We start from the raw sequence: 25598 nt of genomic DNA on the forward strand, positions 1-25598 counted from the left end.
TGGATGCGCCGAGAGAAACCCCTCACCCGTCTCGCCGCCTTGCGGCGAGCCACCCTCTCCCGCAAGGGGAGAGGGGAAGCTAGCGCTCTCGGCTGACGCGGCTACTTCCCTTCGAGCGTGTTGACTGGTGTCCATTCCAGCGACGGTGGATTTGCGACAAGCGCTCTGGCGCGCTTTGCAAACATTGACGATGGCGGATCGACCTTGGCTAGCCGGTCGAACGCATCAACCGCCTTCGCGAACTCCCGTGCGCGCCAGCAGGCCAGTCCTTCCGCATACAACGCCGTCACCTTCTTCTGCTCGGCACTCTCCCCGTCCCTCTCCGCCAGCGGCTCGAACACCTTGATCGCCTCGCCGCGGCCCTGCACCCTGATTGCGTCGAGCTCGCGCCAGGCGAAGGCGTCACCTGTCTGCGCCACTGTCGCCTCCGAGGCCATGATCGCGGTGCCGTAATATTTGTTCGCACCCTCGAGCCGCGAGGCGACGTTCACGGTGTCGCTCATCACGGTGTAGTTGAAGCGGCGGCGGGAGCCGATATTGCCGACCACGGCTTCGCCGCTGTTGAGCCCGATGCGGTGCGACAGGCCGTGGCCCGCGAAGGCGGCGTTGTTGGCGTTGAGGTCCGCCAGCTTTTCGTGGCACTTCAGCGCCGCGCGGACGGCATTGCGCGCGTGGGCGGGATCGTCGGCCGGCGCGCCGAACATGGCGACGATGGAATCGCCGATATATTTGTCGACATAGCCGCCATGGCCTTCGATGATGTCGGTCATGGCGGAGAGATATTCGTTCATCAGCGTGACCAGCTCGCCCGGCGTCATCGTCTCTGCGATCGAGGAGAACCCGCTGAGGTCGGAGAAGAACATGGTGACGTTGCGCATCTCGCCGCCGAGCGCCGGCATCTTGCCGGACGCGACCATGGTATTGATGACTTCAGGCGCGAGATAGAAGGCGAAGCTCTTGCGCAGAAAACGCTCGTCGCGATCGGCCAGCATGAAGCGGTAGCCGATCATCATCGCGAGCGCGGCCAGGCTCGCGAGCGCGGGCTCCGTCAAGGGCAGCGCCAGGGCATGCACGAACGCGGCGACGGCCATACCGGCGTAAACGGCGGTGAGGGCGAGCCAGGCGATCACAGCGCCGCCGGGTGCGAGCATGCAGGCCGCGCAGGCGATGATCGCCGCGAACGCAATTGTGAGGATGGTCCGCGCCGGAAAGCCGAGCTCGGTCACGGCGTCGCGCTCGATCAGGTTTCGCACGACGGTGGCATGCACGAACACGCCGGCGATATCGCTGCGGGCCTTTTGCGCGGTACCCGCCGAGGCGGGCAGGGCGCAGCGCGGCGCGGGCGAGCCGTCATATCCGCCGGACAGCCGCATCGAGGTGAGCTTGCGGTCCTCGAAATTGAGGACGGTGCCGAGCAGGACGACCTTGCCCTCGAAGGCGCGGCGGAAGAAATCGCGGTCGCCCTTCTCGACGCAGGCACGCAGGTCGGCGAAGGAATAGGCCGGGATGTCGCGGCCCATGCCGCGGAAGTTGAGCGTCAACGTGTTGGGGATCGCGCTCGGGATCGTGTAGCCGGACAGCTGCATCGCGCCGGATGGCTCGGTTCCGGGCGTCGTGCCGAGCGCGCGCGCGGCGAGTTCGATCGCCATCGCGGGGACCGGCTTGCCGTCGATGGCAAAGCTCAGGGGCATCCGCCGGATCACGTCGTCGGGGTCGGTATGGACGTTGAGGGCGCGGATATTGTTTTTCACCGCCAGTTGCTGCGCGCGGTAGGGCCTGTCCGGATGGTCGTTGCTCAGGATCTCGCCGAGCACCAGCTTGCCGCTGTCGGAAAGTTGCCGGAGTGCGATGAGGTAGTCCCGGTCAAAACCCTTCATGCGGCTGCCGAGTGGCGCGTCGCCGAAGGGAATCTCCGACTGCTCGATCGAGCTGGGAAAGATGACGTCGAAGCCGATCACCTTGGCGCCGCCCTCAGTGATGCTTCCGAGCACGCGGCCAATTTCGCGCGTCCAGGTCAGCGTCGGCGATCCCTTGAAGGGCGGAGTGTCGTAGGTCTCCCCGTCGATGGCCACGACGACGACCGGCGATGTCGCGGGATCGCGGCGGTCGCCGACCAGCTTGCCGCGCATCGCGGTGAGGATGTCGAGCGACAGGCCCTGCAGCGTCTGAAGCGGCGGAGACGTGAAGACCGCGCCCGCGAAGAGCGCAATCAGGATCGCTGCAACGATGTCCCGCCTTCCGATCCGCCGCATCGCCCCGTCGCAAGCCGCCTATTCGAGCCGCAGCAGGCGGCCGACGATCGGCGTCGGCGATGAGGTGGCGCTGGCGTCGACCTGGAAGGCATAGCGCTTGGCGCCGAGAATGGCGAGATAGCTGCCGCCGGGGGTCAGCGACTTCCCGGCCTTGGCAAAATCATAGAACTTGCCGCCGATCATGGCTTCGCTTTTGAGCGGCACGGTGATCGTGGGTTCCTTGCCGTCGGTGCGCTCGATCACCAGCGTGCTGCCGCTCTTGGCCTGCACCAGCGGTGCGACGCCGTAGATCGTCGGCAGCTTGGCCGGCGCGCCCTTGGCGTCCGAGCGCATGGTGCGGAAGGTGGTCGCGGCGCTCTGGTTGGCCTCTCGCTCGGACAGCTTCGCCGCGTTGGTGTCGCAGGGCACCTTGTCCCGCTTGACCTCGCCGAGCTGTACGGTGCTCTGCTCGGCGCCGACCAGCACGACGCCTTCGCTGATCGTCTCGCGCAGGCAGGATTTGAGATAGCTGAGCGTGACGCTCGCCTTCGGGCCGAGCTTGATGATCTTGCCCGGCGCCACATAGTCCATGAACGCGATGCCGTCGACCTTGCCCTGGACGTCCTCGACGATCGCGGCCGGGGTCTCCGCCAGAGCGGGGGTCGCGACACAGAGCGCGCCGACAACGGCGCCGATCAGGCTTCTCATGGGGATTCTCATTCAATTCTACCGATGCTCTACCGGTCCCGTCCTGGTTCGATGCTTAGCAGAGGAGCGCCCAGGCAAGTGTGACCGGAATCACTCTTGGACATTGGTGCACTCTATCAGGAACAGGTTCAAACCGGCGACCGGAGAAAACAGAGCCGCGGCAAGCTGTTGCCGGGATATGCGATCTCAGGCGGCCGGAACGGCCTGCGGCGAACGGTCTTCGGCCGTCCGGCCCTCGACGGCTCTCTCCATGACAGGGGCGAGCGTCGCCTCCGTCTTCTGAAATGGCGTCGCCTGCTGCCCGGCAGCGATCTCCATGACTTCGTTCCAGCGCGACAGGAAAGCCTCGACGCAGGCCGGGTCGAACTGCCGTCCCTGGTTCTCGACCAGGTAGTTGCGTGCCGCCTCGAGCGGCATCGGCTCTTTATATGGCCGCCGCGTCGTCAGCGCGTCGAACACGTCGGCGACAGCGACCACGCGAGCGGCCACCGGGATCTCGTCCGTCTTGAGGCCGTTCGGATAGCCTGCGCCGTCCCAGCGCTCGTGGTGGCCTGCGGCAATTTGCGCACCGAGCTGGATCAGCTCGCAACTGGAGTCCGCCAGGATCCGTTCGCCGATCGTGGCGTGGGTACGGATCACCGCCATCTCCTCGTCGGTCAGCCGGCCGGGCTTGAGCAGGATATTGTCGGGAATGGCGACCTTGCCGACGTCGTGCAGCGGTGCGGCGAGATAGATGTCGCGGCAGAGCCGGGCCGGCAGGCCGAGCTGCTCGGCGATGATGCGGCTGTAGCGGGCGACCCGCAGGGTGTGCTCGCCGGTGTCGTTGTCGCGGTATTCGACCGCGAGCGCGAGCCGCAGGATGATCTCTTCCTCGCGCTCGCCGAGCTTGCGTATCGCGGCCGCGACTTCACTGGCCAGATGCGCGGCGCGATCGTTGAGCTTGCGTACGGCTGCACCAAGCTGAATCAAATTCCGTAGACGCACCGTCATCTCGACGCTCTGCGGCTGCTTGGGCAGGAAATCGGTTGCACCGGCCTGCAGCGCTTCCATCTTCACGTCATCGGTCTGCCGCGACGTGATCATCGCGATAGGGATGTCGACGCAGCCGGGAAGGGTGCGGAGCGTGCGGATGAAGCTGATGCCGTCCATGTGCGGCATCTCGTAGTCGACCAGCACGAGGTCGAAGACGCGCTCCCGTGCGCAGGCCAGTGCCTGCACGGGATCGAGGAAGGTGGTGGCTTCGACCAGACCTTCGGCCTCGATGTGACGTTTCAGGAAGTTGAGGACGGAACGGCTGTCGTCAACCAGAAGCGCTTGGGTCAGCATCGGCGGCCGGGGCTCTCTTCGCTGGCAAGGGCACGAACCGACTGCATAACCCGTGCGAATTTAACGCGAAGCAAATGCGCCGTGCGTGCGCACGCGCTGCGATATGCGCGCCTCGCATGCGATTTCAGCAGGCTATGCACCGTTGCATGCAATTGCGCGAAGTCCTCGGGAATGTGACCCGTAGTTGTACGGACCTCTCCGTTAGGGGTTTGCTCACTTGATTCGCGTCAAACGTGTATCGGAATTTTGCAAGGGCGGGGGCAGCGATGGCGCTCAATCCGACGGAGCCGAAGTGGTCGTTGCGGTTACCCGCCGATTGCAGCATCGCGGCCATTCGCAGCGTCTATGACCTCATTCGCGAGGCGTTCGGCCGCGAGCAGCGGCTCGAGATCGATTGTTCGCGCGTCGACAAGGCCGACGTGACCTCGATCCAGCTTCTGCTGTCGACCGCCAGGACGGGCGAGGCCCAGGGCCGCCCGGTGGTGCTCACCGCATTCTCCCAATCTCTGCGCAACACCCTTCGCCGCGCCGGCTTCGCCAGCGAGGCGATGATCGAACAGCACTTCCCGCAAAAGAAAGATGGCACCTGATGGCCACGATTCTGACCGTCGACGATTCCCCCAGCATTCGGCAAATGATCAAGGTCGTGCTCGAGCCGGCCGGTCATAACGTGATCGAGGCCGGTGACGGTGCGCAAGGGCTCGCCAAGGCCCAGGCCGGCAAGCTCGACCTCGTGATCACCGACCTCAATATGCCGGTCATGAACGGGCTGGAGCTGATCCGGGCGCTGCGCAAGCTGCCGAGCGCGGTCGGCATGCCGATCGTGTTCCTGACCACCGAATCCAACGACACGGTGAAGCAGGAGGCCAAGAGCGCCGGCGCCACGGGCTGGATCACCAAGCCCTTCAAGCCGGAGCAGTTGCTCGCCGTCGTCGGCAAGCTGGTGCGCGCATGAGTGCAATGGACCCGACCGAGGTCTTTCGTCAGGAAGCCAGTGAGCTCTTCGAAGTTCTTGAAGGAGCCTTGCTCGATCTCGGCCTGCGTCCCGATGACCGCGAACTCGTCGATTCCGCCTTCCGCGCCCTGCATACGATCAAGGGCTCGGGCGCCATGTTCGGCTTCGACAAGGTCGCCTCCTTCACCCACGAATTCGAGACCGCGTTCGATCGCGTCCGCAAGGGCGAGATCAAGCCGACGCAGGAACTGATCTCGGTCGCGCTCGCCGCCAAGGACTATATCCGCGCCCTGATCGAGGATCCCCAGTCGACCGATGACGTCATCGGCGAAGGCATCCTCGACGACCTCAAGCGCTTTGTCTCGTCCGACCAGCCTGTTGCGCCGGTCGCCGGGATCGCGGAGGCGGCGGCGCCGGTCGAGAGCAAGCAGCCCGGCTGGCACCTGTATCTGGAATTCGAATCGCACATCCTGCGCAACGGCTCGAACCCGCTCGACCTCCTGGAAGATCTCTGCAAGCTCGGCCCCTGCTTCGTCGTGCCTGTTACCGACGGCATCCCGTTCCTCGACGAGATGGAGCCGGAAGACTGCTATCTGAAGTGGGACGTCAAGCTGCACGCGGCTTGCGACAAGGACGCGATCGACGACGTCTTCATGTTCGTCCAGGACGAGATGAAGCTGACCCTCTCGCCCTTGGAGCATGTCGAAGCGCCCGCGCCGATGCCGCTATTCCAGCTCATCGACGAGGAGCCGGCACCTGAGGCCGAGATGCCTGCGCCGGTGGTCGAGGCTGCTGCCGCGCCGATCGCCGCGCAGCCCGCCGCAAAGGCGGAGCCCAAATCTGAACCGAAGCCGGAGCCGAAGGCCGAGGCCAAGCGCGACGATCGCGGCATCGCCACCGTCCGCGTCCAGGCCGAACGCCTCGACGAACTGATGGACCGGGTCGGCGAGCTCGTCATCGCCCAGGCGCGGCTGACCCAGCTCGCATCGTCAGGCTCCGACCTCTCGATCAAGATGATCGCCGAGGAGATCGAGCGCCTCGCCTCCTCCTTGCGCGACACCACGATGGGCGCGCGCATGGTGCCGATCGGCTCGCTGTTCGGCCGCTTCCGCCGCCTGATCCACGATCTGTCACGCGATCTGTCGAAGCCGGTCGAATTCGTCACCACGGGCGAGGACACCGAACTCGACAAGACCATGATCGAGTGCCTGGCCGATCCGCTGGTGCATCTGATCCGCAACGCCATCGACCACGGCATCGAAGACACCGCAACGCGCGCCGCCAACGGCAAGACCGAGCAGGGCCGGATCGAGCTCGCCGCCGTTCATTCCGGCGCGCAGGTGCTCGTCACCGTGAAGGACAATGGCGGCGGCCTCAACACCGCGCGCATCCGTGCCAAGGCGGAAGAGCAGGGGCTGATCGCAGCCGGCGCCGTGCTGACCGATCACGAGATCCACCAGTTCCTGTTCCACCCGGGCTTCTCGACCGCGCAGACCATCTCGGCGCTGTCCGGCCGCGGCGTCGGTATGGACGTGGTCAAGCGCACCATCGAGAACATGCGCGGCACCATCGACCTGTCGACCAAGCCGGGCGAGGGCACCACCGTGACGCTGCGCCTGCCCTTGACGCTCGCGATCATCGAAGGCCTCCTGATCCGCGTCGGCGAAGGCCGCTACATCATTCCGCTGTCGGCGGTGGAGGAATGCGTCGAGCTGACGGCCGAGGACGAGCGTTCGCGCGGCCGCAATTTCCTCAACGTCCGCGGCAACCTCGTTCCGTTCCTGCGCCTGCGCGAGATCATGTCGTCGTCGGGGGCGCCCGACCGGCACCAGAAGACGATCATCATCTCGACCGGTGAAAGCCGCGTCGGTCTCGTCGCCGACCAGATCATCGGCAACCACCAGACCGTGATCAAGTCGCTCTCCAAGCTGCATTCGGATGTCACGATCTTCTCGGGCGCGACCATCCTGGGTGACGGCACGGCGGCGCTGATCCTCGACGTCGCGCAGCTCGTCGCGCTGGCGCAGTCGAAGGTCGAGAAGCAGCACATCAGCGAGGCGGCGTGATGAACGAGACTTTGGCCGGCGAGCATCAGGCCGACGCGATGCAGGTCGTGATGATCGGCCTCGGCGAGGAGAAGTTCGCGCTCGACGCGGGCCTCGTGCGCGAGATCATCGATCCCGTGCCGGTGACCAAGGTCGCCGGCGCACGGGCTTTCGTTCCCAGCGTGATCAACGTACGCGGCAACGTCATTCCGCTCGCGGACCTGCGCATCCGCTTCGGTATGCCGCAGCTCGACAACTCGGCCGACACGCGCATCGTCGTCATCGAGCTGGAGCTCGACGGCGAGCCCGTCCTGGTCGGCGTCACCGCCGACAAGGTCTATGAGGTCACGGAGATCTCGCAGACCGACGTGCAGCAGACGCCGCGCGTCGGCATGCACTGGAAGCCGGAGTTCATTCGCTTCATCGCCAAATGGCGTGAAGAGTTCGTCATCGTTCCCAACATGGAACGCATTCTGAATTGAAATGAGTCCCAGGGGTGGGACTTGAGGTTTAGGGGCTGGAAATGAGATTTACGGTCAAAGCGAAGCTGGCCAGCGCATTCGGCCTGGTCATTGTCCTGTCCATGGTCGCCGGCGGTGTCGCGTACATGAAGCTCGGCGACATGATGGCCACTGCTGACAGCATGGTCCTGCGCGCGACCCGGATGGAGAAGGCGACGCAAATCGAAAAGGATATCCTGCTTCAGCTGCGGGCGGAGAAGAATTCAATTCTCGGAGCGGAAGCCCAGGCCGAACAGTTTGCCGCCGATGCCGCCAAGATTCGTGACCAGGCGCTGAAGACCAAGGACGAGGTCTACGCGTTGGCGAGCGAAGCCGGCAGGAAGCTGCTCGACAGCTTCGCTGTGACATACGCCAAGATGAATGCGTATCAGGAAGAGACGTTCAGACTGGCCAAGACCGACAAGGCAAAGGCGACCGAACGCTCCATGGGCGACGGTCGCAAGGTCGTCGCGGACGCGATGGAAGCCATGAGCGCCTATGTCGGCAACACGAAAAAGCAGATGGCGGAGCAGGCGGTCCAATCCAAGGAGGAAGGCCACCAGGCGCAGTTCGTGCTGATGACGCTGCTCGGCATTTCGCTGGCGATTGCGATCGGGGCTGCGCTCTGGATTTCCATCTCGATCAGCCGTTCGCTGGGCCGCGCCGTTGGCCTTGCCGGCGCGGTTGCGGAGGGCGATCTCAGCCAGACCATCCCGTCCGCCAGCAACGATGAGATTGGCGACCTCGTCAGGTCCCTGAACGTGATGGTCGAGAAGCTCCGGCAGATCGTCGCGGAGGCGTTGACCGCCGCGCAGAACGTCTCGGCCGGCAGCCAAGAGCTCTCCGCCAGCGCCGAGCAGCTCTCGCAGGGCGCGACCGAGCAGGCCTCGTCCGCCGAGGAAGCTTCTTCCTCGATGGAGGAGATGGCCTCGAACGTGAAGCAGAACGCCGACAACGCCAACCAGACCGAGAAGATTGCCGCGCAGTCCGCCAAGGATGCGGAATCCAGCGGCGCGGCCGTCGGTCGTGCGGTTAACGCGATGCAGACGATCGCTGAGAAGATCACCATCGTGCAGGAGATCGCACGGCAGACCGATCTGCTGGCGCTCAACGCCGCGGTCGAGGCCGCGCGGGCCGGCGAACACGGCAAGGGCTTTGCGGTGGTCGCTTCCGAGGTCCGCAAGCTCGCCGAGCGCAGTCAGGCGGCCGCGGCCGAAATCGGCACGCTGTCCACGGAGACGGTGAAGGTCGCCCGGGAGGCCGGCGACATGCTGTCCAAGCTCGTGCCCGACATCAAGAAGACGGCTGAGCTGGTCCAGGAGATCACCGCCGCTTGCCGTGAACAGGACGTCGGTTCGGCCCAGATCAACCAGGCGATCCAGCAGCTCGACAAGGTCGGCCAGCAGAACGCCAGCGCCTCCGAGCAGGTCTCCTCGACCTCGGAGGAGCTCGCTTCGCAGGCCGAGCAGCTCCAGTCCACAATCTCGTTCTTCCGCATCGACCATGCCGGCCGCGGCGAGAGCGCGGCGCCGGCGCCGATCGATCGTGCCGTTACCCAGCTCCGCGCCAAGGCGGCGCACATGGCTGCGGCGGATCGCGGCGTGAAGAAGCCCGCGCCTGTCCGCAAACCCGCACGTGCGATGAAGGTCGCCGGCAGTGGCGGCTTCGCGTTCGACATGCACGACGGCGAAGACGACCGCGACGCCGAATTCCAACGTTGATCAGGCGGTCCGGCCTCGTGCCGGATCGTGCTCATTCGCAAACCCCGGGACCCCTGGACTGCAGCATGGCCGCAACCTCGCAATATCTGACGCTCGGACTCGCCGGCGAGACGTTCGGCATCAGCATCCGCAACGTCCGCGAAATTCTCGACATGCGTCCGATCTCGCGGCTGCCGCATGCGCCGAACTTCCTGCTCGGCATGATCGACGTGCGCGGCAGCGGCTATCCGATCGTGGACCTCCGGACCAAGCTCGGCCTGCCGAGCGTGGCGACGACCGAGGCGACCCGCATCATCATCCTCGACGTGCCGATGAAGGACCGTCTGGTCGGTGTCGGCTTCGTCGCCGATTGCGTGTTCGAGGTCACCGACATCGACGAGCAGGCGATCGAGCCCATCCCCGAGGTCGGTGGCAAATGGCAATCCGACTACGCCGCCGGCATCGGCCGCAAGGGCGAGAAATTCGTCGTGATCTTCGATCTCGCCAAGCTGATGGCGCATGACGAGATCCCGGAAGGGCGCGATGCGCCCCGCGCCGCCTGAGTTTGCAAGAGTAAGCATGGTCAAGCGTATGCCCCCCAATTCGAACCAACGAGATTGACATGAGATTTACCGTCAAAGCCAAGCTTGCCAGCGCCTTCGGCGTCGTCATCCTGCTCTCCATGATCGCCGGCGCGGTCGGCTATGTGAAGCTGTCGGACATGGTCGGCACCACCGAGACTCTGGTTAGCCGCGCGGGCCGCATGGAAAAGGCCGCGGAACTCAAGGAAGGCATCCTGTTTCTGGTGCGCGCCGAAAAGAACTCGATCCTCGCGGCGACCGATGCTGAATACGATCAGTTCGTAGCCGACCTCGCCAAGAATCGCGAAGCGCTCATCAAGTCCAAGGACGAGATCCACGCCGCCGCCAGCGAAGGCGGCAAGAAACTGATGGAGAACTTCTCCACGGCGTTTGCCAAGCTGAGCGCCTATCAGGATGAGACGGTCAGGCTCGCGAAGTCCGACAAGCCGAAGGCCCTGGACCGGTCCATGCATGACGGCCGCAAGGTCGTCGCGGACGCGCTGGAAGCAGCCGACGGCTACATCAAGAACGTCAAGAAGAACATGGCGGAGCAGGCCGAGCAGTCCAAGCAGGACGGCGCCCGCGCCGAAATGCTGCTGATGAGCCTGGTCATTGCCTCGCTCCTGATCGCCGCTGTTGCCGCCACCTGGATCGCCCTCAACATCAGCCGCGCGCTGGCACAGGCCGTCGGCCTCGCCGACGCGGTGGCGATCGGCGATCTCAGCCGTAAGATCGAGTCGTCCAGCAATGACGAGATCGGCGATCTCATCAAATCGCTGAATGCGATGACCGTGAACCTGAACGCCACTGCGGCCGTCGCCAACGAGATTGCGCAGGGCAATCTCATGGTTGAGGCCAAGCCGCAGTCGGACAAGGACACGCTGGGCCTTGCCCTCGAGCGCATGGTGGAAAAGCTCCGCCAGATCGTGTCGGAAGCTCTGACGGCGGCGCAGAACGTCTCTGCCGGCAGTCAGGAGCTTTCCGCGAGCGCCGAGCAGCTTTCGCAGGGCGCGACCGAGCAGGCCTCGTCCGCCGAGGAAGCCTCGTCCTCGATGGAGGAGATGGCCTCGAACGTGAAGCAGAACGCCGACAACGCCAACCAGACCGAGAAGATCGCCGCGCAGTCGGCCAAGGACGCGGAGGCCAGCGGCGCGGCCGTCGGACGCGCCGTCAACGCGATGCAGACCATCGCCGAGAAGATTACCATCGTGCAGGAGATCGCGCGCCAGACCGACCTGCTCGCGCTGAACGCGGCGGTCGAAGCCGCGCGCGCCGGCGAGCACGGCAAGGGCTTTGCAGTCGTCGCTTCCGAAGTGCGCAAGCTTGCCGAGCGCAGCCAGGCTGCGGCGGCCGAGATCGGCACGCTCTCGACTGAAACAGTCAAGGTCGCGCAGGAAGCCGGCAATATGCTTGCCAAGCTCGTCCCTGATATCAAGAAGACCGCCGAGCTGGTCGAGGAGATCACCGCGGCCTGCCGCGAGCAGGACGTCGGTTCGGCCCAGATCAACCAGGCGATCCAGCAGCTCGACAAGGTCGGCCAGCAGAACGCCAGCGCTTCCGAGCAGGTGTCCTCGACCTCGGAGGAGCTCGCCTCGCAGGCCGAGCAGCTCCAGTCCACTATCGCTTATTTCCGCATCGAGCAGGGTGGAAAGGGCCGCGCGGCCGCACCGATCGACCGGGCGGTCAATCAGTTGCGCGCCAAGGCGGCCACCATGGCGGCCGTCGAGCGCCCGGCCAGGAAGCCGCCGGCCAAGCCCGCGCGTGCCATGAAGGTTGCGGGCGGCGGTGGCTTCGCCTTCGACATGAACGACGGCGAGGACGATCGGGACGCCGATTTCCAGCGCTAAGGCTCTCTGAGGGATCGGCCCCCACCGGGGGCCGATCTGTGATTGCGTAAACGTGTAGGATTCAAGATGGCCCGGGTGGCCCGACATTCAGTGCAGGCGGCCATCTCGGACCGGGGCCGGCGACCATGATGCCCGCCGTGCAGGACATGGCCGTGCATCTGTCGGACCGCCACTTCCGGACCATTGCCGAATTGATCGAGGGCCAGGTCGGCATCAAGCTGCCGCAAGGCAAGCGGCTGATGCTGGAGGGGCGGCTGCACAAGCGCGTGCGCGCGCTGAACTTCTCCGACCTCAACGAATATGTCGACAACCTGTTCGGGGCGGAGCATTTCGACACCGAGCTCACCCATTTGATCGATGTGGTGACGACCAACAAGACCGACTTCTTCCGCGAGCCCCAGCACTTCACTTTCATGCGGGACGTCGCAATCCCGGCCCTGCTCAAATTGCATGGACGGAAGAACGCGAACCTGAAGATCTGGAGCTCGGCGAGCTCCACCGGCATGGAAGCCTACACGACCGCGATGGTGCTGGACGACATGACGCGGAACGGCTCGCGGTTTCAGTACCGCATCCTCGGGACCGACATCTCGACCGCGGTGCTGCGCCTTGCCAAGACCGCGATCTACACCCGCGACGTTCTCGCGCCGGTGCCGGAGCCCTTCGTGAAGCGGTACTTCCTGTCGTCGCGGGACAAGTCGCGCGGCGAGGTGCGGGTGGTGCCGGAATTGCGGCGCATGACGCATTTCATGCGGATGAACCTCATGGATGCGTCCTATCCCGTCGACCGCGACGTCGACATCATCTTTTGCCGCAACGTCCTGATTTATTTCGAGCGCGAGACGCAGCGCAAGGTGATCGAGCAATTGTGCAGCCATTTGCGGCCCGGCGGCTATCTGCTGGTCGGACATTCGGAATCGATGATTCACAGTGCAGTGCCGGGTTTGAAGCAAGTTCAGCCAACCATTTTCAAGGTCTAGCCGGAGCGCAACCAGAATGCCGAGGGAGAAAGTTCGCGTGCTGATCGTGGACGATTCGGCGTCGGTGCGCCAAATCCTTCAGACGATCCTCAATGACGATCCGGACATCGAGGTGATGGGGACCGCGTCCGACCCGTTCGCAGCCGCGCGCCGCCTCCAGAACGAGATCCCCGACGTCATGATCCTCGACATCGAGATGCCGCGCATGGACGGCATGACGTTCCTGCGCAAGATCATGGCGCAACGTCCGATCCCGGTGATCATCTGCTCCTCGCTGACCGAAGAAGGCTCGAACGTGATGTTCGAGGCGTTCGAGGCGGGCGCGGTCGACATCGTGCCGAAGCCGAAGATCGACACGCGGCAGGCGCTGCTCGAATGCTCCACGCGGCTGCGCGAGGCCGTCAAGTCGGCGGCGCGCGCCCGCGTGCGCCCGCGTGCGGAGCGCCGGGTGGTCGAGAAGAAGCTGACGGCCGACGCCATCATCCCGCCGCCGGTGCAGGGCAAGGTCCGGCCGACGACGGAGCGCATCGTGTGCATCGGCGCATCGACGGGCGGCACCGAGGCGCTCAACGACGTCCTCGAGATGCTGCCGCCGCACTGCCCTCCGCTTCTCATCGTCCAGCACATGCCGGCGGGGTTCACCGCGGCGTTTGCCAGACGTCTCGACAGCGTCTGCCAGATCCGGGTCAAGGAGGCCGAGGACGGCGAGCCGGTGCTGCCGGGCAGCGCCTATATTGCCCCGGGCGCCCGTCACATGCTGCTTCAGCGTATCGGGCTGCGCTACCAGATTGCGATCAAGGACGGTCCGCCGGTGTCGCGGCATCGCCCCTCAGTCGACGTGCTGTTCCGCTCGGCGGCCCAGCACGCCGGCGCCAACGCGCTCGGCGTCATCATGACCGGCATGGGCGACGATGGCGCGCGCGGAATGCTGGAGATGCGCAAGCTCGGCGCCTCGACGCGAGCACAGGATGAAGACAGCTGCGTGGTGTTCGGCATGCCCAAGGAAGCCATCGCCCATGGCGGGGTCGAGAAGGTCGTGCCGCTGCACCATATTCCGCGCGAGATCATGCTCTGGTATCAGGCCGGGCACGTCGCGGTGGCAGGTTGATTGCAATGTCCGCCATTCCGGCCACCACGCTCACTGAAGCGACCGCGGCGATCGAGGATGTCTCGTCGCGCATCGAGGATGTCTTTGCGCGCGTCGGTCGGGAGCTCGGTCGCGGCCACATCATCTTCAAGGAGCTGAACCAGGGCCTCGCCACGCTCTCCGAGGAGCTCTCCGGCGCCGAGATCGAGGGCGCCGCGACCGCGCTGCAGGAGATCGCCGCGCGGCTCAGCGAGCTGGCGCAGACGCTGCCGGCCGAGAGCGCACTGCTTGCGACGATCGGCAAGAGTACGGAGGAGGCGTCCTCGCTGCTCAAACCGCTGTTCAAGCACATCGGAATGATCACCATCATCGCGCGCAGCGCGCGGATCGAGGCGGCTTCGCTCGATGGCGACCGTGAAGGCTTTCTCGCCTTTACGCAGGAAGCCTACGATCTCGGCAAGGCCGTGCAGCGCTCGATCGAGGGCTGCGCACGGGACCAGCAACGTCTGTCGGAAGCCGTTGCCACCGCCTCCGGCCGGCAGAAGGAGTTCGAGAGCCGTTACGGGAACCAGCTGGTCTCGGAGAGCGCCGAGCTCGGCGAGGCCTATGGCGGATTGCGCGACCAGCGCAGCAAGAGCAGCCATGTCGCCGATCTCGCCAGCGCCAGCACCAGGAAGATCGCCGAGGCGGTCGGCAGCGCGATCATTTCCTTGCAGGCCGGCGACAGTACGCGCCAGCGTCTCGAGCATGTCTGTCACGGTTTCGGTCTTGCGTCAGGACCTTCACCAAGCCTCGTTCCCGAACCCGTCACGAGCGATGACGGCGCGCGCGCCATCTGCCTGTTGCAGGCCGCCCAGCTGAGGGACGCCCAGCGCGAGTTCGGTGGCGACATCGGCCAGATCGTTCGCGCGCTGGCGGCTATCTTGAATGATGCGGCCAGCGTCGTCGGCCACGGCCGCACCCTGTTCGGCGGTGAGGATGGCGGCTCGTCGTCGTTCCTGACGCGCATCAAGCAGATATTGGCGCATGCCTCGACCCTGATCGCCACCTGCGAGGGCGCCGGCCGTGCGGTCGATGACGCGCTGGCCATTGTCGAGGATACGCTGGCGAAATTTCGCCAGGCGATCGCCGGGCTCGCCGATGCGACCGTCGACATCACCCTGATCGGGATGAATGCCGGTCTCAAGGCAAGCCATCTCGGCAGCCGCGGCAGCGCCTTCGTCGTGATCGCCAACGAGCTCAAGGCGACTGCGGACCAGGTTTCGGCGGGGGCGGGGCGCCTCCGGCCCGTGCTCGACGGCATCGAGCGCTCGGCCAAGGCACTGAAGGAGCTTCGCGTGCAGGGCGATCCCACGCAGCTTGCCAACCTCGAGCCGCAGATCCTCCAGGCGCTGCGCGAGGTCGAGGCCGGCAACGAACGGCTCGACAAGCTGATGAGCCGGCTCGTCGACGAGGGAGCGGAATTCGAGAGCCTGATGAATTCGGCGCAAGGCCTGATGAGCAAGCTCGGCGAAAGCTCCGCGACTTTGCCTGCGGTGGCCGCGCGCCTCGAGACTGCGAGTGCGGTCGCCCGGCGGCCGCAACCGGGTGCGCAGGACGAGGCCATGCTCGACGATCTCTTCGCGCGCTACACGATGGAGCGCGAGCGGGACGTCCACCGGGAGTTCCTGCAAACGCTCGGGCTTGCGTCGGTCGCCGCCACGCGGCGCGTCGAGGCGGTCGAGACCGCCGACGACGGCATAGAATTGTTTTGACGTCGGTGCCGTCGCGTCGCGCGCCGGCGGCAATTCGATGGATCGGGTTTTCGGGGCGTTAACCCTGCCGAAAGCGCTGGCGGTTTGGTCATTGTCGCGCCCCAGAGTTGGTTGCAAATACCCGTCAATTTTCACGCCGAGAAATTCGTATGTTGAGAGACGGCAAATACGCTGCCTGGTTCAGGACGCCGCGCGGCCAGGGCACCGGCGTCGTGGATCTGATCGAGGGCCGGATCTCGGGTAGCGACAGCTTCTTCACCTATGGTGGCTCTTATCGTGTCAATGAGAAGCACTTCTCGGCCGTCTTGACCGTGAACCGGCACACCGATGGTCCGCCGAGCGTGTTCGGGCCGGACGAGGTCGAGGTCGATCTTGCGGGTGTGTGCAATGGCCTGGTCGCGACCTGCTCGGGCACGGCCAAGGAAGCACCCGACGTCAAATTCGAGGCGACGCTGATCTACAGCCAGGAAGATGCGCCTGCCGCCGACGCTCGATGCGCGGTCGTGAAGCTCAATGCCGACAAATTGCCCAAGAATCTCGACAGCCGCTCCCGGCCGCGCCATCCATTTGCGTCGCCCAAGGATACAGCAAAGGATACAGCAAAGGATCCCGCGTCTTAGCTTTGCATTGACGCTGTTGTCGCGAAAACCCTTCGTCACCGCATTGCGGCAACCGTGCCTTTAGAGGTGAAATCTAGGTTGAGGTCCATAACAAAAGACGGACAGGGACATGCCTCAAATCTGGATGACATATGACGAACTCGCGACGCTCAACGGCTGTAGTGCTGCCGAAGCCCGGCTTCAGGCGCAGCATCTGTCGCTCGATCGCCGCAAGAGTCGCGACGGTAACACCCGCGTCAAGCTGAACCTCGCCTTGATGGCCCGGTTCTTCGAGACCATTCGCGAAGCCGAATTCGGTCTCGATGATGCGATCGCGGCGTTGCGTGAAACCCATCGGCAGATGTCGGGAGTTCTCGCGACCCAGCAGGAGAGCCTCAGGCGCGGAGTGGCGTAGGTCGGCCGTCGGCCGCGCTAAGACGGCGGCCTTGGCAGGAAAGCCAGGATGGTTTGGGCCAGAAGGACGCCGACGGTGCCGCCGGCGGCCTTTTGCAGCACATCGATGAGCCGCGGATCACGATCCGGCGTCACCGCCTGCATAACCTCGAGACCGACTGCAACGGCCACCACAAACGCGCAAGCCAGTTTGACGCGCCCCGGCAGCAGGAACGACAGCAGGAAGCCCAACAGGCCGTAGGCGCTGAAGCGCTCGATGACGACGACCGAGTAGGCCTCCGCATGGCCCATGAGCGCCGGCCTGCCCGCGAGCTTGGCCAGCGTGGCATAGATGATGAGCGCGAGGCAGATTCCGGCGGCTGCGATGAGATGGTTGCGGCGCATGGCGCCAACATAACCGGTCGGCCCGCTGGTCGGTTTCGAAAGCCAGGAACATCGTTAAGGTTCATAAACCTTCGCGGGCATGAACCGAGGTTCACGAGCGAACGGCAGAGACGGCCCATTTCGGCGGTTGCGCATCTGACGACGTCAAGCGTGGCGATGCAGTCGCGATTTCATGCTGAATTGGCTGGGGGCGTCATCAACCCGCCGGCTCCCTGGTCTTGTGACCCACAATCTCACGGCCACGAACAGGATGTTGATGCCAAGCCAGATCGACATCACGATCAGGAAAGAGCTTGCCATGGCGCCGCCTCCCGCATTCCTTTCGGGAACAATGCGGGGCGCGGTCGAGAGTTCCGGCTTTGCGGAGGAGCAGCCGATCGTCCCTGCCCAAATTCTCGTCATTGACGAGCCGGGCCAGGCACGAAGCCGCGCGCCTGACCGCATGACGAAGTCGTCGGCAGGAGGGCGACGTTCAGCGCCGATTGTAGGACCAGCCCTTGTCGACATCGGTCGGGTAGTGGGCTGCGAAGTACGGATTCTTGAGGCAGTTTCGCGCAGGATCATAGATCCAGTCCGCGCACTCGCGGTAATTCAGAAATCTGCAATCGAAGCCAAAGGCACACCATGGCGCACCATTCGGAAATCCGAACCGCACGGGGACTTGCGCCGACGCCATCGAGGGCAGAGCCAGGAGCAAAGCTACAGCCAGTGCGCGGGACAACATGATCCATTCCTCCAACAAACGATCGGGCGGACATCGAAGCCCGTCGATGATCGATCTTCATCGCCGGGCAGCTTAACATCCAGGCGCGGAGAGATCGAGTGTGCTGAAGGCGTTCGGGCTGCGTCGATTGGCGGCTTTCCGCTCACCGGTCGATCGGGCAGGCGCGCACGTCCGTGAACTGTCGCGCACGGCCGGCGCGACGGACGCTAGTTCTTCTTGGTGCCCTTGGATTTCAGCGACAGGCCGAGACGCAAGGCCATGCGCTTGATCGCATCGGGCGAGCGACCGAGAAGCTTTGCCGCCTCTTCCAGCGAAGTCGAAGACTTGGCCAACTCCATCAGCCGGCGGTCTTCCTTGAACGACCAGGGCCTGCGCGCCATAACCGAATTCATCCTCTCGTCGACACAACGACAAAGCCGCCAAGCGGACCCATGTTCGCTCGACGGCTTTGCTTGGGTGGGGCCGGGCTTGGGGCAGCCCGGTGTGAAGATGGATATGCGATCCCTCGGCATTCGCAACAAACAACGCGGATTAAGCTAACCGCTCAACCTTACCGCGATGAAATCGGCGCGCGGCGCTCCGTAGTACCACGGTGTTTTTGTGAACCGCGGTCGATCCGCGCGCTCCGACAGCCGCGATCGAGGATGTTCTGTCATCATGTCCGGCTGTCGCAGAGCCAGCGGACGGCCTTCGCCAAGCCCGCTTTCGAAGCCTCGCGGGGACGCCGGCCGGGCTCGCGTCCGGCCTTGCCGGAATCCACGGCGTCGCGGAGATCGTGGCCGGAGCGATCCGCCACGAAGCCGGCCTCGTCGCGTACCCGTTGTGCGGAGCCGGGTCGCCGCATCCTCGACTGACGGGCGCCGCGCCATACCCGGAGACATCATCTTGCAGCGATCACTTGATCTTGCCGCGATCACCTGCGCGCGATTGCAGAATCGTCGTCGCGGCGGCTGCGTCGCGCGGAATCAATTTGAATTGAATCACCGCGCGGTGTCGATCGCAACCGCTCCGAACGAGAAGCGATCCAATCGCGACGCCGCGCAAGGTGCAAGCAAATCCCGACAAGCAGCATTGCACTTCGCTCAGACGACTCGTCACGAGATCGTCGAATTCGTTCGGCTATGTTCGCGCGAACGGCGAAGAACAAATCAAACAAACAATCAGAAGACCGAGATGCTTCAGAGAGCGCGAGCGGCACTTCCCCTCACGAAGATCAGAGAGTGGGCATTCGAAGGCGCATTTTTCAGCGTTGCGCTGATTGCGATGGCGGGCTGGGTGTACTTCATCACGCTGTTGCTGGTGCGGTTGTTCCTCTGGTTCTTCGGCTGAGCGCGCGGCGGACCACTTCGCAAGCACGGTGCTGCCCAAAAAATCTCGGGCGTGGCAAGAAAATCAGCGGCGCTCATCATGATCTCGACACAACTCGAAGATGACACTGGCGCATCGTGTTGGCGATGGCGCGGACGTGTATTCCGATGATTTACAACCGGCGTGGCACGGTTGTAGGCAGGGGCGTGGATGCAGGGGAGTGGATCATGACGGGAACGCGGGTAGACGCCATCACCAGTTCGACGAACACGGCGCCGCGGCGCTATTTCGTCGATGCGGGTGGCCGGCGTGTCCTGATTGGCCTGACGCCCGAGGAGACGTTCGAGTTCGAGCGGCTCGACAGTGGCCAGGCGCCGGGCCGGGTGCAGGTCGCGTCCGGCGGCCGTGACGTGTGGCCGGATGCCGGTGAGCGGCGCCGGCTTGAGCTCTACGAGAAGCACGAGGGCGCCTGGAGGGCCTGGATGGCGCAAAGCCGCACCGAACGGCGCGAAGGCTTCAATCTTTATTAACCATCCCGGACCCATTTTCTGGTCTGGCGCCTCGAACCGGAAAGTGCACGCATGTTTCAGCTCTTCTTGCGGGCCCGCACCCATAACTTCCTGAAGGACCGTTTCGGGGGAGAGCAGACGTTCCGTGCGCGCTCGCCCGAGCGCGACGCCGAAACCGATCGTACGCGGATCGAAGCCATCATGATCGCGATCGAGGACGCGCTCCATGCGGCGGAGCGGGAGCAATCGGGCCTCAATCGCCGGGTGGAAGACGTGCTGGCGCGTGCGGCCGTGACCTTCGGCAACGGCGATGACGAATATCTCGAGCGCGAGGCGCTCGACAATCACCATCAGGATCTGTTCGACAAGGAGATCCTGAACGGCCAGCGCCGGCTCAAGGAGCTCGGTGCCTCGATCGCGCATTTCAAGTTCCTGAAGGCGGCGATGCTGAGCCGTTTTCCGGAATATCGGCCTCCGGCAAGCTCCACCAATTAGAGTGTGGCGCGCGAGCGTGGGCGGCTAGATCGCGAGCATGCTGTTGCCCTGGATGGACAGCAGCGTCAGATTTCCGGTGGCGTACGCCCCGGTATCGATGTTGGCGCGGTTCTCCAGCAGCTCGGCCTGCCGCACCGGCGTGTGGCCGTGCACGACATACTTGCCGAAACGCCTCTTGCTCTGGAGGAATTCGTCCCTGATCCACAACAGGTCGGATTCGCGCTGTTCGGAGAGCGGAATGCCCGGGCGCACTCCGGCATGGACGAAGAAGAAGTCGCCGCATGTGAATGTCGGCCGCAGCTGGCGCAGGAACGCGATGTGCTCCGGCGGCATCGCGGATGTGAGTTCGCGCACGAGATCGGACTGTTCGTCCTTGCTGAGGCCCGGCGCGGCCGACACGCCATACGACATCAGGGTCTGGAGTCCGCCGAACTGAAACCATTCGGTGGCGCGCGAGGGGTCCTCCAGCACCGAGGTGAAATAGGCCTCGTGATTGCCCTTGAGGAAGACCGTGTTGCGGCGGCGGCTGCGCCTGATCAGGAGGTCGAGGGTGTGGCGCGAGTCCGGTCCGCGATCGATGTAGTCGCCGAGGAAGACCTCGATCGCGCGATAGGGCCGGCTGTTCGCCATGTCCGCATCGATGACGGCAAACATCTGTTCGAGCAGGTGCGCGCAGCCGTGGATGTCGCTGAGCGCATAGATGCGCACGCCGTTCGGTAGCTTCGGCCGGGGCGAATTTCGGGGCGCTGTCGTGGGCATGGGGCCCAACTCTTTCAGAGAGCTTCGCCCGGGATGTCAATATGCTATCGACGGAATCGGGGTGCCAAGAGCCGCTTTTTTCCCGCCTTCTGATGCTGAAGGCTCATCAGAGCTCTGCGAACCGCCGATCCTTGCTGCTTCCAGGCCGACTAGCCGAAGCTCCGGCTGTCGAACGATGGCGCGGCCTTGCCGCGATAGGCTGATGCTCGCACGCGGACCAGAGCCGCGCCGCAGAAATAGCCAAACTGGAGCACCGCCGCAAAGACGAGAATCGTAACAACGGTGTGACCCGAATCATGTCCCTGCCAGACCGCGCCCGCGCCGAGGATCGCTGCACCGAGAATGATGGCAGGCGGCAGGATGAAGACTCGGAATCGGCCTCCCAGCAACGATCCGATCAGCAGGCTGAAGACGACGACGGTACTCACGACACAACTCCTCGAATTGGTCACGAGTGTTAATGGCCGCGGGCTAATAACGACTTAAGCGGCATGGTTGAACAGTCGTTCAAATGCGCGCGACGCGTTGCGCGAAAATGACGCGATTTGACAGAAATCGCGGCGCATTGCCCGCATAATTGTCACGTGTGTGACAGCAGTTTGAGCATTCTCTCGATGCGATACTGCGTTGCAGAAAAATCGATTTGATTTTTTCGGTGCACTGCCGCAATGTCGCTTTGTTTAGTTAAGATATACTTCGGCGCACGTCGAAAAATTTCGATCGATTTGCTCGCAATCGTGATTGCGGGTGCGTGACGAGGCAGCGAGGTTCGGATGGCTGTAGCAACTTACGGTTCGGAAAACTATTATTCGGCTATATCGAACCGACGCGGTGCCCTCCAGAGACCCCTCCAGGTGGCTTTGATCGCCGGCGACTTCCTCGCCGTGCTGCTCAGCTATTTCGTCGCGAGCGGTTTGTATCGCGTGCTTGTCGTCGAGCAGGATTCGTCCGTCGGAGCCGGTCTCGTCGTCGGCGCGGTATTCGTGACCATCGCCTATTTCCAGGGCGTCTACGATCATCACCGCCTGTTGAGTACGGTCTGGCAGCTGCGCAAGGCCCTGGCGGTCTGGCTGATCTCGTTGACCATCCTCGCGGTCGAGGCGTTCCTGCTCAAATCGTCCGCGGATCTGTCGCGCGGAACTACGCTGCTGTTCGCTGCGACCGGCGGCGTTGCCTTGGGCGGGCTCCGCGTGTTGTGGCGCCTGGCCCTGACCTCGAGCTATGCCAAGGGCCGTCTGGTCGATCGCAAGGTCGTGCTGCTCAGCCTCAAGCCGCTCGATTTCACCTCGACCCGCTTCAAGGATCTGCGCAAGCACGGCTTCAACGTCGTGCGGCATTTCGTGCTCGAGCCGTCCGAAGAGGGCGCAGGCTGGGACAGCGAGATTCGCGACATCATTCGTCAGGGCCGGACGGCGGACGTGGAAGAATATCTCCTGGTCATCGACTGGGACGAGATGCCGCTTCTCCAGAAGCTGAGCCAGCATCTGCGCGTCGTTCCCCAGCCGATTCGTCTCCTGCCGGATTTTCCGATCGCGGATCTGGTGTCGCGTCCGTTCCAGCCGGTCAGCGGCACGGTCGCGATTGAGATCCAGCGTGCGCCGCTCAGCGTGTTCGAGCAGGCGCAGAAGCGCTGCCTCGATATCGGCCTTGCCTCGTTCGCCCTGCTGTTGCTGGCGCCGCTGCTGGTGACGGCCGCGATCATGATCAAGCTCGATTCCAGGGGCAACGTGATCTTCAAGCAGTCCCGGCGCGGCTTCAACGGCAAGCAGTTCGAGATCTGGAAGTTCCGTTCCATGACGGTGGCGGAGAACGGTCATGTCGTCACGCAGGCGACGAAGAGCGACGCGCGTGTCACCCGTGTCGGCCGCGTGCTGCGTCGGACCAGCATCGACGAGCTGCCGCAGCTCTGGAACGTTCTTCGCGGCGAGATGTCGCTGGTCGGGCCGCGCCCGCACGCGCTTGCGCATGACAATTACTACGACCAGCTCATCAGCAATTACGTGTACCGGCATCACATGAAGCCGGGCCTGACCGGATGGGCCCAAGTCAACGGTTTCCGTGGCGAGACGCCGACCATCGATCTGATGGAAAAGCGGGTCGAGTATGACGTCTGGTACGTCAGCAACTGGAGCATCTGGCTCGACATCAGGATCATCCTGAAGACCGCGCTGGCGCTGATTCATCAGGAAGCCTACTGAGCCGGATTGAATCTGGCGCGCATTCGTCGCGCTGGATGCCGATCACGTCCGTGCGAGGCGGAGACGGCCTGCATCTTGCAGCACGCGATCTATCGCCCCCCATCGGCCATTGGAGCCACCGAAACGCGGAGCCTTGCAGATTGAGCCATCGCCTTGTCAGGTCAGCCCTCATGCTGTTGCTGCTCGCCGTCGCGGTTGTCGCGTCCTGCTCCGATGCGCTCGCATTGGAATGGGGCGTCGGCGGACCGCCGCAGAAGCGCAGGGATCTCGAGCCGATCTTTCAGCTGATGAAGGCGCGAGGGCTGACGCAATACAGGACTGGCCTCAATCTCACGCAGGATGCCGAGCCGGTCGAAGCGCCGATGTTCCGGAAAACCGTCGCGCTGGCCAAAAGATATTCGATCACGCTTCATCCTCTCATCAACTTCCCCTTCCGCTATGGCGACCGCACAGACAGAGGGCGCTATCCGAAGGGAGATGGGGAAGCCCTCTACAGGCAGGGTTACGATCGGACCTACGCGTTCGTCCGGCAGTTCAGCGCAGATGTCCTCGACTGGGAGCTGGAGAACGAGATCAACCTGCTCGCTCTCGATTCCGACGGGAAGAAGCTGTTCGGGCGCGGGATGACGGCGGCTGACTTCGAAATGCCGGTGATGGAGGACTGGGCCCAGGTGTTGCACGGCGCCTCCGATGCCATCGACCAGATCAATCGCGAGACCGGAAGCCATCTGCGCAAGGTGTTGAACACGACCTCGACGATGCTGGGCTTCCTGGACTTCATGGAGTCCAGGGGCGTGAAATACGACGTGATCTCCTACCACTATTACGAGGTGGCGGGGCAGAATCCGCATCGGCACTGGAATGGACGAAATTTGCCCTTCGACCTGTTCAAGAAGCTCGCGTCCTATCGCCGCCCGGTGACGTTCAACGAGGTCAATTGCGGCGAGATCTACAAGCCGGCCTATGGAAACCAGCCTGGCGATGCTCTGACGGAGCAATGCCTGCGGACGTTGCGGGACACCTTCCAATATCTGAAGAACCAGAAAGACGTCGAGATCGAAAGCGTCATGGTCTACGAGCTGTTCGACGAGCCGCAGAAGAAGCCTCCGGAGAACAGGTTTGGGCTGATGTACGAGATCGACAGGCCCAAGGTCGCGCTCTTTCTGCTCTCGGAGTTTGCGGGCGGCCGTCTGTCGGCTGAAGAATTGACAGAGTTGAGAACCAGGGGACTGTAGCTCTCGGTCTCCGTGCAAAGAGAAGAACCAGCAATGTCCCTACTTGGATCTGACCGCCCCAACGCCGAAAAGTCGGGCAGTATTCTAGGCTTCAACGGACTGCGCGGTCTTTCGGTCGTTCTGGTCTATCTCAATCACAAGTGCGGACTGCAGTTCTACTCAGGCAGCGTCGGCGTCTGGATCTTCTTCATCCTGAGCGGGTTCCTCATCATCGGCGAGCTCAACAGGCAGCGCAGCAAGGCCGAGACGGCCGCGTCCCGGCCTGCAGCGGAGATCGTCACCTTCTGGGTGAAGCGCGCGACGCGCATCTTTCCCGCATATTATGCGCTTCTCGCCATCCTGTTCCTGACCCGGGCGTATTTTCAGCACGCGGGGCCCGACCTCGGCTTCCGCTATCACGTCGTGTACCTGTCCAACTACTGGATCGGCAGCGTCATCGGCGGGACCGCAGGTCCCTTCGGCGTGCTCTGGACGCTCTCGGTCGAGCAGCAGTTTTACGTGGTCGCGCCCTTCCTGTTCATCCTGCTTCCCCTGGAGCGCCATTTCGTCACCTGCATGTGCGTCGTCGCCCTCGGGCTGGTCGGTCATTTCCTGATGTATTCGTCGGGCTTCAATCACACCGCCATCCACACCTTGTCGCCCTGGAATTTCAGCCTGATCGCGTTCGGTGGCGCGATCACGATCCTGCATCTGCACAGGCAAGGATGGGCTCCGAACGGAAACGGCACGTTCGCGTTTCTCCTCATTTTGGCGTTCGCGTTGTGCTCGAACGGCGTGATTTACGACGCGCCTTCGTATCTTTTCCCGGTGATCGACACTGCGATCGGGCTTTGCCTGGTCGCCCTGGTGTGGTGGGTTCGCGCCAACCAGGAAAGTGTCGTTGTTCACGCACTGGAGTGGAAGCCGCTCGAGCATCTCGGGAAGATCAGCTACGGCTTCTATCTCGTGCATAACTTCATCCCGAACCCGCTCGGTAAGGCGCTCACGCTCTATGGCGGGATGTCGGTGCCCAACAGCGTGAAGATCAGCGCGGGCGCAGCCATCGGCTTCGTGATCTCCTACGCGGTCGCGCATGTGTCCTGGAAGTACTTCGAGTCGCCGATCCTGCGCAGCCGCCGCGGGCTGACCAAGTTCTTCCTGCAATACCTGCCCGACAGCCCTTCCCAGGGCGTGCCGCGAACCGAACTCAAATAGGCGAGGTGTTTGCGTGGCGCCGAATGTCGCGGACATCGGCGCACACGCCGAGGGCCCCTGCCAAC

Annotated in this window: 25 protein-coding genes; 18 read left to right on the forward strand and 7 right to left on the reverse strand. The window is 63.8% G+C overall.

Translation table 11 applies throughout. The features are described from left to right. Positions 1–101: 101 nt before the first annotated feature. The 3 genes from AAFG50_RS10340 to AAFG50_RS10350 all read right to left on the reverse strand — a co-directional run bounded on the left by AAFG50_RS10340 (position 102) and on the right by AAFG50_RS10350 (position 4265). A complete protein-coding gene (locus tag AAFG50_RS10340) occupies positions 102–2252 on the reverse strand; it encodes an adenylate/guanylate cyclase domain-containing protein (protein WP_028174290.1) in 2151 nt (716 codons plus the stop codon). Positions 2253–2270: 18 nt separating this feature from the next. Continuing rightward, positions 2271–2939, reverse strand: coding sequence for a hypothetical protein (locus tag AAFG50_RS10345; protein WP_028174291.1), 669 nt, complete (start codon positions 2937–2939; stop codon positions 2271–2273). A 186-nt stretch (positions 2940–3125) separates the two neighbouring features. Then, on the reverse strand, positions 3126–4265 hold the full coding sequence (locus AAFG50_RS10350) for an HD domain-containing phosphohydrolase (protein WP_028174292.1): 1140 nt from the start codon (positions 4263–4265) through the stop codon (positions 3126–3128). Between the two features lie 266 nt (positions 4266–4531). On the opposite strand from AAFG50_RS10350, the gene AAFG50_RS10355 reads away from it, so the two are divergent. The 12 genes from AAFG50_RS10355 to AAFG50_RS10410 all read left to right on the forward strand — a co-directional run bounded on the left by AAFG50_RS10355 (position 4532) and on the right by AAFG50_RS10410 (position 16728). Beyond that, positions 4532–4855: an STAS domain-containing protein gene (locus tag AAFG50_RS10355; protein WP_028174293.1), complete on the forward strand. Its 324-nt coding sequence runs from the start codon at positions 4532–4534 to the stop codon at positions 4853–4855. Beyond that, on the forward strand, positions 4855–5220 hold the full coding sequence (locus AAFG50_RS10360) for a response regulator (RefSeq protein ID WP_008142319.1): 366 nt from the start codon (positions 4855–4857) through the stop codon (positions 5218–5220). The genes AAFG50_RS10355 and AAFG50_RS10360 overlap by 1 nt, the downstream gene beginning before the upstream one ends. Further along, complete coding sequence (locus AAFG50_RS10365; RefSeq protein ID WP_028174294.1) at positions 5217–7286, forward strand: chemotaxis protein CheA; 2070 nt, start codon at positions 5217–5219, stop codon at positions 7284–7286. Before AAFG50_RS10360 ends, AAFG50_RS10365 begins: the two co-directional genes overlap by 4 nt. Further along, the gene (locus AAFG50_RS10370) at positions 7286–7747 is read left to right on the forward strand and encodes a chemotaxis protein CheW (protein WP_162185819.1); all 462 of its coding nucleotides are present in this window, start codon (positions 7286–7288) and stop codon (positions 7745–7747) included. The genes AAFG50_RS10365 and AAFG50_RS10370 overlap by 1 nt, the downstream gene beginning before the upstream one ends. A gap of 41 nt (positions 7748–7788) precedes the next feature. Beyond that, positions 7789–9486 (forward strand): methyl-accepting chemotaxis protein, encoded by a 1698-nt coding sequence (locus AAFG50_RS10375; protein WP_028174295.1) that lies wholly within the window; start codon positions 7789–7791, stop codon positions 9484–9486. A 65-nt stretch (positions 9487–9551) separates the two neighbouring features. Then, a complete protein-coding gene (locus AAFG50_RS10380) occupies positions 9552–10028 on the forward strand; it encodes a chemotaxis protein CheW (protein ID WP_028174296.1) in 477 nt (158 codons plus the stop codon). A gap of 59 nt (positions 10029–10087) precedes the next feature. Further along, complete coding sequence (locus AAFG50_RS10385; RefSeq protein WP_028174297.1) at positions 10088–11893, forward strand: methyl-accepting chemotaxis protein; 1806 nt, start codon at positions 10088–10090, stop codon at positions 11891–11893. A 125-nt stretch (positions 11894–12018) separates the two neighbouring features. Further along, on the forward strand, positions 12019–12873 hold the full coding sequence (locus AAFG50_RS10390; RefSeq protein ID WP_011085135.1) for a CheR family methyltransferase: 855 nt from the start codon (positions 12019–12021) through the stop codon (positions 12871–12873). Between the two features lie 16 nt (positions 12874–12889). Next, a complete protein-coding gene (locus AAFG50_RS10395) occupies positions 12890–13981 on the forward strand; it encodes a chemotaxis response regulator protein-glutamate methylesterase (protein ID WP_011085136.1) in 1092 nt (363 codons plus the stop codon). Positions 13982–13986: 5 nt separating this feature from the next. Beyond that, positions 13987–15714 carry a chemotaxis protein gene (locus AAFG50_RS10400; RefSeq protein WP_028174298.1) on the forward strand — a complete coding sequence of 576 codons (1728 nt, stop codon included), beginning with the start codon at positions 13987–13989 and terminating at the stop codon, positions 15712–15714. Between the two features lie 149 nt (positions 15715–15863). Further along, positions 15864–16334: a hypothetical protein gene (locus AAFG50_RS10405; protein ID WP_028174299.1), complete on the forward strand. Its 471-nt coding sequence runs from the start codon at positions 15864–15866 to the stop codon at positions 16332–16334. Positions 16335–16443: 109 nt separating this feature from the next. Beyond that, the gene (locus AAFG50_RS10410) at positions 16444–16728 is read left to right on the forward strand and encodes a hypothetical protein (RefSeq protein ID WP_028174300.1); all 285 of its coding nucleotides are present in this window, start codon (positions 16444–16446) and stop codon (positions 16726–16728) included. A gap of 17 nt (positions 16729–16745) precedes the next feature. On the opposite strand, the gene AAFG50_RS10415 is transcribed toward AAFG50_RS10410, so the two are convergent. Continuing rightward, on the reverse strand, positions 16746–17111 hold the full coding sequence (locus AAFG50_RS10415) for a VanZ family protein (protein WP_028174301.1): 366 nt from the start codon (positions 17109–17111) through the stop codon (positions 16746–16748). 930 nt (positions 17112–18041) lie between these two features. Further along, a complete protein-coding gene (locus AAFG50_RS10420; protein ID WP_131234219.1) occupies positions 18042–18227 on the reverse strand; it encodes a hypothetical protein in 186 nt (61 codons plus the stop codon). Positions 18228–18720: 493 nt separating this feature from the next. Between AAFG50_RS10420 and AAFG50_RS10425 the strand changes: the two genes are divergently transcribed. The 3 genes from AAFG50_RS10425 to AAFG50_RS10435 all read left to right on the forward strand — a co-directional run bounded on the left by AAFG50_RS10425 (position 18721) and on the right by AAFG50_RS10435 (position 20147). Then, positions 18721–19164, forward strand: a complete 444-nt coding sequence (locus tag AAFG50_RS10425) for a hypothetical protein (protein WP_162185812.1) — start codon at positions 18721–18723, stop codon at positions 19162–19164. Between the two features lie 206 nt (positions 19165–19370). Then, positions 19371–19673, forward strand: coding sequence for a hypothetical protein (locus AAFG50_RS10430; RefSeq protein ID WP_028174304.1), 303 nt, complete (start codon positions 19371–19373; stop codon positions 19671–19673). 51 nt (positions 19674–19724) lie between these two features. After that, positions 19725–20147: a hypothetical protein gene (locus tag AAFG50_RS10435; protein WP_028174305.1), complete on the forward strand. Its 423-nt coding sequence runs from the start codon at positions 19725–19727 to the stop codon at positions 20145–20147. Between the two features lie 24 nt (positions 20148–20171). Here the strand turns inward: AAFG50_RS10435 and AAFG50_RS10440 are convergent, their stop codons facing one another. Together AAFG50_RS10440 and AAFG50_RS10445 are read right to left on the reverse strand one after the other, a co-directional pair. Further along, complete coding sequence (locus tag AAFG50_RS10440) at positions 20172–20906, reverse strand: metallophosphoesterase family protein (protein ID WP_011085143.1); 735 nt, start codon at positions 20904–20906, stop codon at positions 20172–20174. Between the two features lie 149 nt (positions 20907–21055). Next, positions 21056–21334: a hypothetical protein gene (locus AAFG50_RS10445; protein ID WP_231166650.1), complete on the reverse strand. Its 279-nt coding sequence runs from the start codon at positions 21332–21334 to the stop codon at positions 21056–21058. Positions 21335–21679: 345 nt separating this feature from the next. On the opposite strand from AAFG50_RS10445, the gene AAFG50_RS10450 reads away from it, so the two are divergent. The 3 genes from AAFG50_RS10450 to AAFG50_RS10460 all read left to right on the forward strand — a co-directional run bounded on the left by AAFG50_RS10450 (position 21680) and on the right by AAFG50_RS10460 (position 25533). Beyond that, positions 21680–23104, forward strand: coding sequence for an undecaprenyl-phosphate glucose phosphotransferase (locus AAFG50_RS10450; protein ID WP_011085145.1), 1425 nt, complete (start codon positions 21680–21682; stop codon positions 23102–23104). Positions 23105–23244: 140 nt separating this feature from the next. Next, positions 23245–24339 carry a glycosyl hydrolase 53 family protein gene (locus tag AAFG50_RS10455; protein ID WP_028174307.1) on the forward strand — a complete coding sequence of 365 codons (1095 nt, stop codon included), beginning with the start codon at positions 23245–23247 and terminating at the stop codon, positions 24337–24339. Between the two features lie 33 nt (positions 24340–24372). Beyond that, positions 24373–25533, forward strand: coding sequence for an acyltransferase (locus AAFG50_RS10460; protein ID WP_038966607.1), 1161 nt, complete (start codon positions 24373–24375; stop codon positions 25531–25533). Positions 25534–25598 lie beyond the last annotated feature (65 nt).

The sequence above is a fragment of the Bradyrhizobium sp. B039 genome (assembly GCF_038965675.1).
In the GTDB taxonomy this organism is placed as follows: domain Bacteria; phylum Pseudomonadota; class Alphaproteobacteria; order Rhizobiales; family Xanthobacteraceae; genus Bradyrhizobium; species Bradyrhizobium diazoefficiens.